Source organism: Aeromicrobium changchenzhani (assembly GCF_057586615.1).
Window position 1 is genome coordinate 1,398,289 of sequence record NZ_CM172480.1, and the last position, 15,586, is coordinate 1,413,874.

At 62.1% G+C, this 15,586-nt stretch carries 13 protein-coding genes; 9 read left to right on the forward strand and 4 right to left on the reverse strand.

Annotation, left to right across the window (positions count from 1 at the left end):
* Genes nadB through AC2YB9_RS07110 form a run of 3 tightly spaced genes read left to right on the forward strand, consistent with a single transcriptional unit; the run spans position 1 to position 3,481 of the window.
* Positions 1-1,515 (forward strand): L-aspartate oxidase, encoded by a 1,515-nt coding sequence (nadB, locus tag AC2YB9_RS07100; RefSeq protein WP_487268069.1) that lies wholly within the window; start codon positions 1-3, stop codon positions 1,513-1,515.
* Complete coding sequence (nadC, locus tag AC2YB9_RS07105; protein ID WP_487268071.1) at positions 1,512-2,357, forward strand: carboxylating nicotinate-nucleotide diphosphorylase; 846 nt, start codon at positions 1,512-1,514, stop codon at positions 2,355-2,357. Before nadB ends, nadC begins: the two co-directional genes overlap by 4 nt.
* Positions 2,354-3,481 carry a cysteine desulfurase family protein gene (locus AC2YB9_RS07110; protein WP_487268073.1) on the forward strand — a complete coding sequence of 376 codons (1,128 nt, stop codon included), beginning with the start codon at positions 2,354-2,356 and terminating at the stop codon, positions 3,479-3,481. The genes nadC and AC2YB9_RS07110 overlap by 4 nt, the downstream gene beginning before the upstream one ends.
* 24 nt (positions 3,482-3,505) lie before the next feature.
* On the opposite strand, the gene AC2YB9_RS07115 is transcribed toward AC2YB9_RS07110, so the two are convergent.
* From AC2YB9_RS07115 to AC2YB9_RS07125, 3 genes are read right to left on the reverse strand one after another with little or no spacing between them, the layout of a single operon-like run.
* Positions 3,506-5,326, reverse strand: a complete 1,821-nt coding sequence (locus tag AC2YB9_RS07115; RefSeq protein ID WP_487268075.1) for an ABC transporter ATP-binding protein — start codon at positions 5,324-5,326, stop codon at positions 3,506-3,508.
* Entirely contained in the window at positions 5,323-6,006 is a 684-nt protein-coding gene (locus tag AC2YB9_RS07120) for an ABC transporter ATP-binding protein (protein ID WP_487268575.1), read from the reverse strand. The genes AC2YB9_RS07115 and AC2YB9_RS07120 overlap by 4 nt, the downstream gene beginning before the upstream one ends.
* On the reverse strand, positions 5,925-7,106 hold the full coding sequence (locus AC2YB9_RS07125; protein ID WP_487268076.1) for an ABC transporter transmembrane domain-containing protein: 1,182 nt from the start codon (positions 7,104-7,106) through the stop codon (positions 5,925-5,927). The genes AC2YB9_RS07120 and AC2YB9_RS07125 overlap by 82 nt, the downstream gene beginning before the upstream one ends.
* Before the next feature lie 236 nt (positions 7,107-7,342).
* Between AC2YB9_RS07125 and AC2YB9_RS07130 the strand changes: the two genes are divergently transcribed.
* Genes AC2YB9_RS07130 through AC2YB9_RS07140 form a run of 3 tightly spaced genes read left to right on the forward strand, consistent with a single transcriptional unit; the run spans position 7,343 to position 10,640 of the window.
* The gene (locus AC2YB9_RS07130) at positions 7,343-8,548 is read left to right on the forward strand and encodes a cysteine desulfurase family protein (RefSeq protein WP_487268077.1); all 1,206 of its coding nucleotides are present in this window, start codon (positions 7,343-7,345) and stop codon (positions 8,546-8,548) included.
* The gene (mnmA, locus tag AC2YB9_RS07135; RefSeq protein ID WP_487268078.1) at positions 8,545-9,639 is read left to right on the forward strand and encodes a tRNA 2-thiouridine(34) synthase MnmA; all 1,095 of its coding nucleotides are present in this window, start codon (positions 8,545-8,547) and stop codon (positions 9,637-9,639) included. Before AC2YB9_RS07130 ends, mnmA begins: the two co-directional genes overlap by 4 nt.
* Positions 9,636-10,640 (forward strand): uroporphyrinogen decarboxylase/cobalamine-independent methonine synthase family protein, encoded by a 1,005-nt coding sequence (locus AC2YB9_RS07140; protein WP_487268079.1) that lies wholly within the window; start codon positions 9,636-9,638, stop codon positions 10,638-10,640. The genes mnmA and AC2YB9_RS07140 overlap by 4 nt, the downstream gene beginning before the upstream one ends.
* On the opposite strand, the gene AC2YB9_RS07145 is transcribed toward AC2YB9_RS07140, so the two are convergent.
* The gene (locus tag AC2YB9_RS07145) at positions 10,637-12,673 is read right to left on the reverse strand and encodes an endonuclease/exonuclease/phosphatase family protein (protein WP_487268081.1); all 2,037 of its coding nucleotides are present in this window, start codon (positions 12,671-12,673) and stop codon (positions 10,637-10,639) included. The genes AC2YB9_RS07140 and AC2YB9_RS07145 overlap by 4 nt on opposite strands.
* On the opposite strand from AC2YB9_RS07145, the gene AC2YB9_RS07150 reads away from it, so the two are divergent.
* Genes AC2YB9_RS07150 through ligA form a run of 3 tightly spaced genes read left to right on the forward strand, consistent with a single transcriptional unit; the run spans position 12,656 to position 15,441 of the window.
* Positions 12,656-12,925 (forward strand): type II toxin-antitoxin system Phd/YefM family antitoxin, encoded by a 270-nt coding sequence (locus AC2YB9_RS07150; RefSeq protein WP_487268083.1) that lies wholly within the window; start codon positions 12,656-12,658, stop codon positions 12,923-12,925. The two genes, AC2YB9_RS07145 and AC2YB9_RS07150, sit on opposite strands and share 18 nt — an antisense overlap.
* The gene (locus AC2YB9_RS07155; RefSeq protein WP_487268085.1) at positions 12,926-13,357 is read left to right on the forward strand and encodes a type II toxin-antitoxin system VapC family toxin; all 432 of its coding nucleotides are present in this window, start codon (positions 12,926-12,928) and stop codon (positions 13,355-13,357) included.
* Positions 13,354-15,441, forward strand: coding sequence for an NAD-dependent DNA ligase LigA (gene ligA / locus AC2YB9_RS07160; protein WP_487268087.1), 2,088 nt, complete (start codon positions 13,354-13,356; stop codon positions 15,439-15,441). The genes AC2YB9_RS07155 and ligA overlap by 4 nt, the downstream gene beginning before the upstream one ends.
* Positions 15,442-15,586 lie beyond the last annotated feature (145 nt).

Genomic DNA, 15,586 nt, shown 5'->3' on the forward strand with positions numbered 1-15,586 from the left:
ATGCGCATCCTTGTCATCGGCAGCGGAGTGGCCGGTATGACGGCAGCACTCGAGGCGGTCGACTCCCACGACGTCACCTTGTTGACCAAGTCTGATCTGTCGCAGAGCAATACCCGCTATGCCCAGGGTGGCGTTGCCGTCGTGACGACCGACGACGACAGTGTTGAGTCTCATGTAGCTGACACGCTGATCGCGGGCGCAGGTCTCAGCGATGCCGACACAGTTCAGGTCTTGTGCGAGGAAGGCCCGGCCGCAATTGATGAGTTGATTGATCGCGGCGTCAAATTCGACCAGGTCGACGGTCACCTGGCGCATGGGCTTGAAGCCGCCCACTCGCATGCACGCATTTTGCATGCCGGTGGCGATGCGACCGGCGCGGGCATCGCTTACGCGCTGATTGATCAGCTCAAGGCAAGTGCGGTCACGGTCCGTGAGTCGACGACTGCGATCGATGTGATTGTCGAAGCTGGCCGGGTGGTCGGGGCCAGACTCCTCGGGGGTGGGGAACTCCGTGCCGACGTGATCATTTTGGCGACCGGTGGTGCTGGCCAATTGTTCCCTTACACGACCAATCCGGAGGTTGCGACCGGTGACGGGGTCGCGATCGCGTTGCGCGCTGGTGCGATCGTTGCCGATCTCGAGTTCTATCAATTCCATCCGACCTCGCTCGAAGCCCCGGGCAATTTCCTGATTTCCGAGGCTGTACGCGGTGAGGGCGCGGTGCTGATCGATAAGGATGGCGGGCGCTTCATGCAGGCCATTCATCCCGATGCCGAACTCGCCCCACGCGATGTTGTTGCTCGTGGCATCGCCGCGCAAATGGTCAAGCAGCCGGGCATACCGGTGCGGCTAGATGCGACCGGGCTCGGCGCTGAGTTTCTTGCGAAGCGCTTCCCTAATATTGATGCGGCGTGCCGTGCGCAAGGATTTGATTGGGGCTATGACCCGGTTCCGGTCACGCCAGCCGCGCATTATTGGATGGGTGGCATTCGCACCGATCAGTGGGGCCGAACCTCGATTCCTGGCTTATATGCCGTCGGTGAAGCTGCCTGCAACGGACTACACGGTGCCAACCGGCTCGCCTCCAACTCACTCCTCGAGGGCGCGGTCTACGCCACCCGCTGCATCGCGGCACTGGCGGATCCGCCACCGGCCGAGGAATGGGACGCCGATTGGTCAGACTCGGCCGCACTCGATCTCGACGATGCACCCGGCGCCGATAATTTCACCCGCGATGACTTGCAGACACTGATGTGGCATGCGGTCGGACTGACTCGCAGCCGGGAGGATATGCGCTCGGCGATGTCCTGTCTCGCACGCTGGTCGGCTGCGGCCGTCACTGATGCCAAGTCGGCCGAGGACGCTAATTTGTTGATCGTCGCGCGCGCAGTGGTCGCGATGGCCGAAGCACGTGAAGAATCTCGCGGTGGTCACTACCGCGCTGACTTCCCTGTTTCGATTGAACAGCTCGCGCGGCATTCCGCGGCGACCGCACGTACGAAAGGCAATGTATGAGCTTGCTCGGCCCCGAACAAATTGACCGCGTGGTCCGCATGGCATTGGACGAGGACGCCCCGTGGGGCGACATCACGTCCGAGACGCTCGTACCCGAATCAGCAGTTGCGGTGGCCGACTTAGTTGCGCGTGAGCCCGGAGTGTTCAGCGGCGGCGACGTTTTTGCCGCCGCGATGACCGCACTCGACTCAAACGTTACGGTGACGATTCACGTTGCCGACGGCAGCCTTTTCAAGACCGGCGCGGTGCTGGCGAGCGTCGAGGGTGCTGCCCGGAGCGTGCTTCGTGCGGAGCGCGTGGCGCTCAACCTCGTACAACGCATGACCGGCATCGCAACCCTGACGGCGGTCTACGTTGCCGCGGTCGCAGGCACCAAAGCGCGGGTCGTCGACACGCGCAAGACAACGCCGGGGCTTCGGGCACTCGAACGCGCAGCCGTACGCGCGGGTGGCGGCCATAATCATCGCTACTCGTTGTCGGACGCGGTGATGGCCAAGGACAATCACCTCGCCATGATTGACGATCTGACTGCGGCATTGAAACAGGCCCGCAAAGATCTACCGCACACCACGTCGATCGAAGTCGAGGTCGATCGGCTCGAACAACTGGATGCGGTCCTTGCTGCCGGTGTCGACACGATCATGCTGGACAATTTCAGTCTTGAAGACCTGCGAAAGGGCGTCGAACTCATCGGCGATCAGGCCATCGTCGAGGCCAGCGGAGGCATCACCCTCGACACCCTTGCCGACGTCGCCAAGACCGGCGTCGATGTCATCTCGGTTGGCGCGCTCACCCACAGTGTGCGCTCGCTCGACCTGGGGCTCGATATCTCGATCCGATGATCTACCTCGATGCGGCTGCCACCACGCCGCTGCGCCGTGATGTGTTGGAACAGATGTGGCCTTACCTCGGCCCGGAGTTTGGCAATCCGTCGAGCCATCACGAGGTGGGGGAGTCGGCCAAGCGCGCGCTCGATCGGGCTCGTGCTGATGTCGCGCGCAAACTCGGCGCCAAACCCGGCGAGATAATCTTCACGTCCGGCGGCACCGAAGCCGACAACGCCGCGATCAAGGGCATCGCGTTGGCCGATCCGCGTGGACGGCACATCATCACCGCCTCGATCGAACATCCGGCGGTGCTCGAATCGGTTGCTTTCCTCGGCCGGCTCGGCTTCGAGGTGACGATTCTTGGGGTCGATGAGTTTGGGCGAGTTGCGCCGGCTGATCTGGCCGCAGCGCTCCGTGACGACACGACCGTGGTCAGCATCCAGTACGCCAATAATGAGGTCGGCACGATCCAACCGATCGCCGAACTTGCAGCCCTTGCACAAACTCGCGGTGTCCCATTTCATACCGACGCCGTCCAGGCCGCGGGCTGGCTTGATCTCGATGTGACTGCGCTCGGCGTGCAGGCAATGAGCATTTCGGGCCACAAGCTCGGCGCCCCCAAGGGCATCGGTGTCCTGTATGTCGCTCGGCGCACGCCATTCGAGCCGCTTATTCACGGCGGTGGGCAAGAGCGCGGGCGTCGATCTGGCACCGAGAATGTGGCCGCGGCGGTCGGTATGGCGGCGGCATTCGGCCTGACCGGAACGCCTGCAACGGACGTCATCGACCGCCGGGATCAGTTCATCGCTCAGATTTTGGCCGCAGTTCCGGGCGCATTGCTGAGCGGTCACCCGACCGAACGGCTGCCAGGGAGTGCGTCATTCGTGTTTCCCGGCACGAGCGGCGAGGCAATTTTGTTAGAGCTCGAGGCGCGCGGAATCGTCTGCTCCAGCGGCTCGGCATGTGCAGCCGGCAGCGACGAACCGTCCCACGTACTCACCGCGATGGGCTTCGAAGGCCCCGTCGCACAGACCGCGGTGCGCTTCACCTTTGGTCGGGACATGAGCGACGATGACCTCGACACTGCGGCGGCCGAACTCGCCAGCGCGGTCGCTCGGGTGCTGACAATCGGCGGCTGAACCGCTCCGTCCCGCGCAAACGGTTTAAACCAGCGATGCGAGCCAAGCGTCGTGCAACTTGGCATAACGTCCGGCTCCGCTTGCGATGAGTTCGGTGGGAGTGCCGTCCTCCACGATCTGCCCGTGTTCCAACACCAGCACCCGGTCGGCAATCTCGACGGTGGTCAGACGATGCGCGATGATGATCGCGGTTCGTTCGGTGAGGATCGTGCGTAGGGCCCGCTGCACGAGACGTTCGCTTGGCACATCGAGTGATGAGGTTGCTTCGTCAAGGATTAGTACGGCGGGGTCGGCGAGGAACGCGCGCGCGAACGCGACGAGCTGACGCTGGCCGGCCGAGAGACGCCCGCCGCGGCTCTCCACTTGGGTGGCAAATCCTTGCGGCAGGGCATTGATGAACGTGGCTGCGCCGATGGCCTCGGCCGCCGCGCGAATCTCATCATCATCAGCATCGGGGCGGCCGAATCGTATGTTGTCGGCGATCGAACCGGCGAATAAGAAGTTTTCCTGAGTGACCATGACGATGTTGTGACGAAGGGTCGCATCGTCGAGATCGCGCAGGTCGACTCCGTCGAGGAGGATGCGTCCGGAATTCGGGTCATAGAAACGTGCGACCAGCTTGGCGATGGTGGTCTTGCCCGCGCCGGTTGTGCCGACCAGCGCCAACGTCTGACCAGCCGGCACTTCAAGGTCGAGGTTGCTGACGATCGGCCGTTCAGCGACGTACTGAAATGTGACTGAATCCAGGGTCAATTTGCCGTGCGCGTCGCCCAGCGCGACCGGTGACTCCGGATCGCGGATTTCTGCTTCTTCCTCCAGCACTCCGGACAGCTTTTCCAACGCGGCGCTCGCCGATTGGAAGGTGTTGTAAAACTGGCTGATGTCCATCATCGGTTCGAAGAACTGGCGCAGATAGATCAGGAATGCGGTGAGTACACCGATTGTCACTTCACCACGGTAGGCGCGATAGGAGCCGACCAGTAGAACGATGGCGATGGTGATGTTGCCGATCAATTTGATGCCCGGCATGAACAGACCGATCAGCCGCCACGCGTCCTCATTGGCATCACGATTGTCGTCGTTCACCTCGGCGAAAATCGTCTCATTGCGCGGTTCGCGGCGAAAGGCCTGGACCGCTTTGATACCGGTCATCGACTCAACGAACTGCACGATCAACGCGGCGATGGTGGTACGCGTACGGCGATAGTAGGTCGCCGATCGAGTGCGGAACCAGCGAGTGATCAAATATAAGAACGGGAACGACAGCAGCGCGATCAGTCCGAGTTCGACATCGAGAAAGAGCAATAGCGCGGCGGTGCCGAACAGCGTAAGGGCTGCTGTGATGAGCCCGTCGAAGCCGTTGTCGAGCATTTCCTGGATCGCATCGACGTCCGAGGTCGAACGCGAGATCACCCGGCCCGAGGTGTAACGGTCGTGAAATGCTGGGGTCAGTGTCTGGAAATGCTTGAACACCCGGCGTCGTAGTTCGAGTAAGGTCTGCTGGCCGATTCGCCCGGACAGGATCAGGAACGCCAGCCGGCTTACGGCCTGAATTGCAACGATCAGGACGACGACGGCGACGATGGTCAATAACACGTTGTTGCCGTCACCGCGGCGGATCGGTGGGATACCCGAATCGATGCCCTCCTTGACCAGATAGGGAATCGCGAGTCGCGCGGCATTCTCGATGAGCACGACGACTAGGACAATCAGCAGCGCCTTCTTATGCGGACGCAACAGCGAGCCGAGCAGTCGCCGAGAACGGTCACGAAGGAGCAATGAGGCGTTGTCCGATACGTCATCTATGTCCTCGGCAGCGACACCTCGCCAGTTGGTCGGGCTCATGGGGTTGTCACTGAGTCGGGCGAATCGGCGGCCAACAATTCGCGGTAGGCGGGTACCGAGTCCATGAGTTCTGCGTGCAGACCCAGGTGGGTAATTGTGCCGTTCTGCAGGAGCGCCACCCGGTCGGCGAGCTGCACGGTCGAGGCGCGGTGCGCAACCACAATCGACGTTGTCGTGGCCAAAACGGTTCGCAATGACTCCTCGACGAGCGCCTCGGTATGGATGTCGAGCGCCGACAAAGTGTCGTCGAGGATCAGCACGTGTGGCTCGGCGACGATGGCACGAGCAAGTGCGAGCCGTTGGCGCTGCCCGCCAGATAACGACATGCCTTGCTCGCCGATGCGAGTGTCGAGACCCCATGGCAGGTCATAGAGAAACAATGCCTGCGCGATTTCGAGACCTGCGCGGATCTCCGCATCGGTTGCGTCGGGGCGACCGAGCGCAATGTTCTCGCGTGCACTCATGCTGAACAGGGTGGGTTCTTCAAATGCGGTTGCCACCATCGATCGGAGCGATTCGACGGTCAGATCGCGGATGTCGATGCCATCGAGCAGAATCCGACCGGCGGTGACATCGCGCAATCGCGGGATGAGGTCGGTCAGGGTCGATTTTCCCGAACCGGTGGCCCCGACGATCGCAATGGTCTCACCTGGCGTGATGTCGAGGTTGAGGTCGTGCAGGACTGGTTCGTCGGCATCGGGGAAGGTGAAACTGACCCCTCCAGCCGAACACGGCCGTGTGGCTCAGTCACGACCGCATCACCACCGATGATGCTTGGTTTGGTGTCGAGGATTTCTAGCACCCGGTCGGCGGCGGTCATGGATTCCTGCATCATCGCAAGAATTACGCCTAGCGACTCTACCGGCCAGATCAGACTCAGCATGAGCGTCACGAACGCGACAAGGGTGCCGAGACTTAATACGTCATTGCCGACCGCCATAGCGCCGATAAGCAGGACGAGAACAAGCGCCAGATTGGGCAGCACCTCCAAAAAAGTCCAGAACCGCGCAGCCAACGTCACCTGCTCCATCTCCGAGTCATACAGCCGCTTGGCGCGGGTGTCGAACTTATCGAAGGCATAGCGGCTGCGACCGAAACTCTTGATGTTGCGAATGCCGAGCGCCGACTCTTCGACCTGCGTTGCGATGTCGCCGCGCTGATCCTGAACCCGCCGGGAGATCACCACATATCGCTTCTCGAAATGCATCGAGGTGTAGATGATCGGCGCGGCCGCGATGATGACCACCAAGCCCAGCGGCCAATACAGGTTCAACAGCAGAACGATGGTGAGGATGAGTTGTATGACGTTGGTGATCAAGAAAATCAGGCCGAATCCGGAGAACCGGCGGATGGTGGACAAATCGCTGGTGACGCGCGACAACAGTTGACCCGATTGCCAACGCGTGTGAAATTCCATCGGCAGTGCATTGAGATGTTGGTAGAGGTCGCCACGCAGGGTGGCCTCCATGCCCATCACCGCCGGCGCTTGGACCCAGCGACGTACGAAGATGAGGAGCGCTTCGATAACGCCCAGTCCGAGGGTCAGCAGGCCGAGTTTGAGGATGCCGCCGGAATTATGATCGTGGATCGGGCCGTCGACCATCGCACGGATAATCAGCGGGATGGTGAGGCTCACGACGACCGCGGCTAGGGCGGCAGCCAGCATGGTGATCAGATGCCATGTGTATGGACGTAGGTAGCCGCGTAATCGCCACAGTGATGCGCTGGTCCGGGCCTTGGCATCGGGAGAAGGCGATCGGACGACTGACGATGGCAGCATGGGTTGGCCTGAACTCCTCACCGCGAGCGGAGGGTGGTTGCGCGCGACAACCTTCAACGTATGCCACCGCCGGGACAGAAAGAAAGTCCAGCAACTTGACCGGTATTGCTGCCACCGCATTAGGTTGGGTTGACCGCGACTAAACTTGCCATTTCGTCCGCCGGGCGAGGTCAACCGGGATGGGCTCGTTCCCGGCGAATTGGGCTGGTTGAATGAGCGACTACTCTAGAGGAGCGATGGACACCCCGACAGATACCGTTTACCTCGACCATGCGGCCACGACGCCAATGCTGCCCGAGGCGATTGCGACGATGGCCGAACAACTTGCCCGCGTCGGCAACGCCTCGTCGCTGCACGCCTCCGGTCGCATCGCCCGCCGTACGGTCGAAGAGTCGCGCGAACTAATCGCCGATCGTTTCGGTGCCCGCCCGAGCGAGGTTGTCTTCGTTTCCGGTGGCACCGAGGCCAATAACCTTGCGGTTAAAGGACTCTTCTGGTCTCGGCGTGAGGCCGATCCTGCGCGTAATCGTGTTGTTTTCAGCGCGATTGAACATCATGCATTGCTCGATCCGGCCACCTGGTTGGCCAAACACGAGGGTGCCGACGTCTCGGTGACCCCGGTCGACGAATATGGCCGCATCATTATCGACGAGCTTCGCTCCTGTGTGGAGAGCGATCCGGCCAGCGTCGCTGCGATCACCACGATGTGGGCCAATAACGAGATGGGCACCGTACAACCGATCGACGAGGTCGTCCAGATCGCGCAGCAGTACGGCATTCCAGTGCACAGCGATGCGGTTCAGGCCGCTGGTTATCTGCCACTCGATTTTGCTGGTTCAGAACTCGACGCCATGACGGTCACCGCACACAAACTTGGCGGTCCGGTCGGGATCGGCGCGCTGTTGATCCGCCGTGAACTCAAGCCGACGCCGCTGCTCCATGGCGGCGGTCAGGAACGCGATGTGCGGTCCGGCACGATCAGTGCCGCGTTAATCGCTGCCTTTGCCAAAGCGGTCGAGCTCAGCACCGACCGCCAGAGTGCGACGGTGGCTCGCGTCGAGGCGCTGCGCCAGCGTTTGGTTGAGGGCGTATGTGCCTTGGTTCCGTCAGCGATCGTCAACGGCGATCCCGAACCCGGTCCCGATCACCGCCTGCCGAACATCGCGCACATCACGTTTCCCGGTTGCGAAGGGGATGCAATGCTGATGCTGCTCGATGCGCAGGGGGTCGAATGCTCGACCGGATCGGCCTGCAATGCAGGGGTGCCACAACCCAGCCATGTGCTCCTTGCGATGGGTTATGGCGAAATTGCGGCCCGCGGTTCATTACGTTTCAGTCTTGGCCATACGACCACCAACGCGGACATCGATCGCCTGCTAGCCGCTCTTCCCTCGGTCTATCAGCGCGCGCATGCCGCCAATCTTGTAAGGAGCGGCTCATGAGGGTCATTGCCGCAATGTCCGGCGGGGTCGATTCGGCGGTTGCGGCCGCGCGAGCGGTCGACGCCGGCCACGACGTCACCGGGATTCATCTTGCGCTCAGCCGCAACCCAAAGTCCTACCGCACGGGTGCTCGCGGTTGCTGCTCGATCGAGGATTCCAATGATGCTCGCCGGGCCGCCGATGTGCTGGGCATTCCGTTCTATGTGTGGGACATGAGCGATGAATTCGCCGAAGAGGTTGTCGAGGACTTCATCGCCGAATATGCCGCTGGCCGTACCCCTAATCCGTGCCTGCGCTGCAACGAGAAGATCAAGTTTGCCGCCGTATTGGATCGCGCGCTTGCGCTCGGCTTCGATGCGGTTGCGACGGGACATTACGCACAATTGCGCACCGATGCTGACGGCGTGATCGAAATGCACCGGGCCATCGACATGGGCAAGGACCAGTCCTATGTCCTGGGCGTTTTGACTCAGGAGCAATTGGCGCATTCGTTGTTCCCGCTGGGTGACACCGTCAAGGATGTCGTACGAGCTGAGGCCGCCAAGCGCGATCTGGCCGTGGCGCAGAAGCCCGATAGCTATGACATCTGCTTCATCTCCGATGGCGACAACGCCGGCTGGTTGCAGGAGAAGCTTGGCGCCAAACCAGGACCGATCGTCGATGAGGACGGCGCTGTTGTGGGCGATCATGACGGTGCCTATGCGTTCACGATCGGCCAGCGACGCGGCCTAAAACTTGGCGTCCCGGCCGATGACGGCAAACCACGCTTCGTGCTCGACATCGAGCCGGTCAGTGGCACAGTGACGGTTGGGCCGCGCGAAAAACTTGATGTCGATCGACTCGAATGCATCAAGCCGCTGTGGTGCGGTGCGGTGCCGAGCGAGCCGCTCGAATGCACGGTTCAATTGCGCGCTCATGGCGGTGAACACCGAGCCACAGTTACGGTTTCCGGCTCCGACGTATTGGTTGATCTGCACGATCCAGCCAGCGGCATCGCACCGGGGCAGGCCTGCGTCATCTATGCCGGCACACGAGTCGTCGGAGCGTCAACGATTGCCAAGACCGCGCGGCTCAGCGAAGCATCTCGTTGAGCATTGGCGGCGGTGCTGGCGTCGCTGCCGGCGTCGGTTCGATGCCCGGCGAGGACTATGCCGAAACAGTCCGCATCGTGCTGGGCGAGACTCCTGATCTGTTCGCGATCCCCGAACTCCCTGGACGAGGCGTCCACGCGGCGATGATCGGTCGCGGCGCTGGAATGCTTGCCGAACTCGGCGCTGATCTACAGCCGTCGGGTTGGCGACTCACCGGGGGCGGATCGGGGTCCGATCAGCGTCGTGCACGCTCGCTGCTGGCCCAAGATCTCGACACCGTCGAGGAATTCCTCGATGGCTTCGATGGCGTCGTGAAAGTCCAGATCGTCGGCCCGTGGACGCTGGCGGCTTCGGTTGAACGGCCGCGCGGTGATGTCATACTTGCCGATCACGGGGGTCGTCGCGAGCTCGCCCAATCGTTGGTCGAAGGCATTCGCGAACGCCTGACCGATCTGGTCCGCCGGGTTCCGCATGCCACATGGATCCTGCAACTTGATGAACCGTTGTTGCCGGCGGTTCTCGCCGCGCAGATCCCGACCGCCAGCGGCTGGGGCCGACATCGCGCGATCGGCGAGCCAGAGGTTGACGCGACACTGCGACAATTCGTCGAGGCAGCGCACGACTCGGGCGCGCGTGCCGCCCTTCACAGTTGTGCGCCCGGGGTTCCCGTCGCACTCATCGGCGGCGCCGGTTTCGATGCGCTGAGTTTTGATCTCGCCCTTGCAACACCGGACGACGTATGGGCCGAGGCCTTCGACGCGGGGCTCGACCTCTGGCCCGGGGCTGTCCCAGCGACCGATGTTGACGGCGCTGACTGCAGTGACCGGGCGCTGGTCGAACGCATCCAACGATTCTTCGACCGGTTGGGATTCCCGGTCGAAACTTATGCCTCCCGGCTTACGGTCACACCAACGTGCGGGCTTGCCGGTGCATCACCGGTTTGGGCACGGCGCGCACTTGGCCTCAGTCGTACGACCGCTGCGGCTTTCGAGCACAACTAATCGCTGACCCGAAGCTCAGCAAAGACCGGCAGATGATCGGAGTGTTCGGTCTTTTTTGTATACGCCTTCCGCACGCCCAACCCGGGTGTCACGAACACGTGATCGATCGACTCGACCGGATGATCGGCGGGCGATGTCAACATCGGTCGATCGCTAGCGAGCGCGTCGACGTAGCCACTAGTCAGCAGTTCTGTCCATGCTGCGCTTGCCGGCGTCGTGTTGAGATCACCACCCATTACGGCGCCGTCGTGGCCGGCGGCCCTGGCCCGCATGATCTTGGCCAATTCCTTCGCTTGCTGCACCGTGCCGTTGGTCTTTGCGTTGCCAGGCTGCAGATGGGTCGAAATGATCGCGATCTTCTTATCGCCGACGTTGATCGTCGCGGACAGCACCTCGGCCCCGGTCACAGCGCCATAGCGCTCGAATGCTTGTCCACGTATGTCGTTGAGTTTGTGGCGCGAAAGGATCGCATCACCCCAGACTGGGTCGGCGGCAGGTCCGAATGCCATGTGCATGTCGAGCAGTTGAGCAAGGATGCGCAACTGATCCTGACCGCCGTTGAGTAGCCAGCCGCGATCGATCTCGCTCAGTACGATCACATCGGCGCCCCGCAGGGCTTGAGCCACGCCGCGCGGGTCAAACCGACCATTCATGCCATAACCCATACGCAGGTTGTAGGTCGCGAATGTGAGCGTCGCGGGATTGCTCGCCCTGCTGGCACTGATCGGCGCGGTCGTCAGTCCTGGTCCGAACCACGCGGTGATAACGGCCGCGACGGCGGCGAACGAGAGCAATGCCGGTGAGTAGCTGGGGCGGCGTGGGCTTGCGCCATTGGTCGAGGCAGCGAGGATGCCGATGATGAGGGCCACGATCACCATCAGGCTGTCGGCGCGATAGCCGAGGTCATAGCCTGCGTAGTAGGCAAAGAACAGCAGAACCCAGATGACTGCGCCGCCAGCGACTCGAAGCGATGAGCCGGGCTTGCCCCTGGCTGCGGCAGCGAGCAGATGTGTCGCGGCCGGCAAACCGAAGACATACGCGGGCAAGACCCATCTGGGGCTGACCCCCGGCACCTGGTTGACAGTGACTTCAACGCCAAGCACGAGCGCCGCGGCGATGATGAAGACCACCATCGCGATTGCCACCGAGGTGCGTCGGACTACGAGTCCTGCGGCCCAAATGCTGAGGATCGCGCCGACGCTGACACCCACGAGTCCGACGCCGCCGGCGACCGCTGATGCGCGGCCGGCATTGGCGAAGGCGATCCCGGTCAGCAGGAGGAGCGGGAACAGCAGCCAACATGCGCGGGCACCGAGCGGCTTGCTCGCCTGGCTGTGGCGATGCGCAAGCAACAATCCGATGAGTTGAACGGCCAACAAGGCGTAGGCCCAGGCATCATGCCGCCAGATGGCACCCCACGTTCCCAGCGCGGCGTGGGTGATTGTCGATATTGCCAATCCAACCGCGACGCCGATCACGACATCACGACCGTATGACTGCGCGGCGAGCGCGAGCCACGTGACCCCGGCGGCGATACCGAGCGAAGCGATCCACAACTGCGGATCGCCGCCATCGGTGAACTGCAATGCGACCCGTGTCGCGGCCATGATGGTCAACGCGCCCAACAGAGCAACGCGGGTATGGCGTTGACGAAACAGCAGCAGCGGGATCAGCGCGATCGCGACGCAGCCGAGTGCGTACGCACCCATCAACTCAGCTGGAGTTGATGCGGCTTGGCCAAAAATTGTGATCAGAGACGGTGCCCAGACGCGTTGCAAATCGATGAAAATCCACAACCCGAGCGCGACTGCCCACGCGTTGGCGGTGATCGGGCGCGGTCCGGTGATCGGGTGCATACCTGTTTCTATCGTGTCGGGAGGCTGGATTGGGGGAGGGCCGAGGATTGTCACGTTGTTCGTGTCCGACCATGCCGATATGATGACTATGTAGTTGGTCACCTGGAGATCGATCACCTGGAGGCCGATCACCTGGAGGCCGATCACCTGGAGGGAAGTATGGCTGTCGATGCTCACGCAGACCCGTTGCGTTCGGTCAGCGTTGCCGAGGCCAAAGCGCACTTGAGTGAGTTGCTTGATGCTGTCGAGAAGGGGGAGCGTGTGCAAATCACTCGGCGTGGCAAGCCAATCGCCGACATCGTGCCCAAGATCCAACCCAAGATCCCGATCGATTTAGCGTGGTTCGATGCGCTGGATGCCCAGATGACATCGCCCGAAGTCGACTCGGCCGATCTCATCCGCACGATGCGTGCTGAGGCACGTTACTAAGTGTTTTACCTTGACACCAGCGTCCTCGTGACGGCCATGACGCCCGAGAGCGGCCGTCGTCGCGTGCGGACGTGGCTGCTGGCGCATCAGGCGGACAGCTTCATCTCGGGATGGGTCATCACCGAGTTTGCCAGCGCGTTATCGCTAAAGAACCGCCACGCGCGACTCAGCGGTGACGATCAGCTGCTCGCACTCGCGCAATTTGATCGTTATGTCGATGAGGCAGCCGAAGTTCTCGCCATCGGCATCGCGGATTTCCGACTGGCAGCGACGTTCTGCGCCGATCCCGAAACCGGACTGCGAGCAGGTGAGGCGCTACATCTCGCAGTGTGCGCTGCGCATGGACTGACCATCGTGACGAGAGACCGGAGCATGGCATCGGCCGCCACCGGGCTCGGCATGCCCGTTACCGATCTGGATGAGGTCGCATGACTGACGATAAACTCCGGCAACGGCACAAGGAGCTAACCGAGACGATCGAGGATCATCGACAGCGTTATTACGTCGATGACGCTCCGACCGCATCCGATGCCGAATATGACGTCCTGATGCGCGAGCTTGAACAGCTTGAGGAGCAGGCGCCCGAGCTTCGGATCCCGGACTCGCCGACCCAAACCGTCGGTGGCTATGCGTCCTCGACTTTTGAGTCCTACGAACATCGCGAACGGCTGCTGAGCCTCGACAACGCTTTCAGCCTCGAGGAGCTTGAAGCTTGGCATGCGCGGCTTGGCCGCGAAGGCGTTGAAACGGCCGATTTTCTGTGTGAGCTCAAGGTGGACGGCCTTGCCATCTCGCTGACCTATGCGGGCGGCATCCTCACTCGCGGCGTCACTCGCGGTGATGGCCGGGTCGGCGAAGATGTGACCAACAACGTTCGCACGATTGGGGCCATCCCACACCGGCTCCGTGCCGCAAAGGACTATCCGATCCCGGCGTATGTTGAGATTCGCGGCGAGGTGTTCTTCCCAGTCAAGGAGTTCGAGGAGTTCAACACGGCCTGGGCCGAATCAGGCAATACGCCGTTCTCCAACCCACGCAATGCCGCCGCCGGCACGCTGCGAATGAAGGATTCCTCGGTCACGGCATCGCGCCCATTGTCGATGGTGTGCCATGGCTTGGGCTATCGCGAAGGCTTCGAGCCGGTTCGTCAATCCGCGGCATATTCGGCGCTCAAAGCCTGGGGGCTGCCGACGAGTGATCGAGCCAAGGTTGTTCCCGATATCGCCGCGGTCAAAGAGTTCATCGACTACTACGGCGAACACCGTCATGGCGTCGCCCATGAGATTGATGGCGTCGTGGTCAAGGTCGACCGGGTGGATCTCCAGCGCAGACTCGGATCAACATCACGCGCGCCGCGCTGGGCAATTGCGTGGAAATATCCACCCGAAGAGGTCAACACTCGACTGCTCGACATCCGTGTCAATGTCGGTCGCACGGGGCGCGTCACTCCCTATGGCGTCATGGACCCCATCCGGGTTGCTGGCTCGACCGTCGAGATGGCGACCTTGCACAATCAATATGACGTCAAACGCAAAGGCGTTTTGATCGGGGATATGGTCGTTCTCCGCAAGGCCGGCGACGTCATACCGGAGATCGTTGGACCGGTCGTGGCGCTGCGCGATGGTTCCGAACGCGAGTTCGTCATGCCGACCGACTGCCCGTCCTGTGGCACGACCCTGGCGCCGTCGCGTGAGGGCGACAAGGACATTCGGTGCCCCAACACGCGGTCCTGTCCGTCTCAACTGCGCGAACGATTGACCCATGTCGGTGGACGCGGCGCCTTCGATATTGAGGTCTTCGGCTGGGAGGGCGCGACCGCGCTGCTCGATGCAGGAGTGCTGGTCGACGAAGGCGGATTGTTCGCGCTGACTGCAGAGGATCTCATGACGGTCCCGCTCTACACGCGCGCCGCCAAGCCAGCCGAACTCAAGGCGGGCTCAGCTGATCGGTTGCTGAGTGCCAATGGGATCGCTTTGCTCGACAACCTCGAGAAGGCGAAGGTCCAACCGCTGTGGCGAGTCCTCGTCGCGCTCTCGATCCGGCACGTCGGACCCACAGCGGCACGGGCCTTGGCGACTCACTTTGGCTCGATGGACGCGATCCGCGCAGCATCGGTCGAGGAACTGTCCGCGGTCGAAGGTGTTGGCGGCACGATCGCTGAGGCGGTTGTTGACTGGTTCACCGTCGATTGGCACGATGCCATCGTCGTAGCGTGGGACGCGGCTGGCGTGCGGATGACGGATGAGCGTGACGAGTCGATTGAACGCACTTTAGAAGGCCTCACGATCGTCGTCACCGGCTCGTTGGTCGACTTCACCCGCGACTCGGTCAAGGAGGCGATCATCGCCCACGGCGGCAAGGCTTCGGGCTCGGTGTCGAAGAAGACCGACTATGTCGTGGTGGGGGAGTCGGCCGGATCCAAGGCGGACAAAGCCGAACAACTCGGCGTCACGATCCTCAACGAAGAAGCTTTCAAGGGGCTCCTCGCCAACGGCCCACCCCCACCATCCCCGTGAGCCCGACGTTTTGGCCCCAAATTCGACCGTTTTGGGGCCGAAACGTTCCCCCGAGCACTTCGTGCAGGGTGGTACCCCCAGACTCAGCGGGTGCTCGTAGCATCGACGGGTGCCTCCTCGTTCGCCATTGCCGCCGCGTCACGGA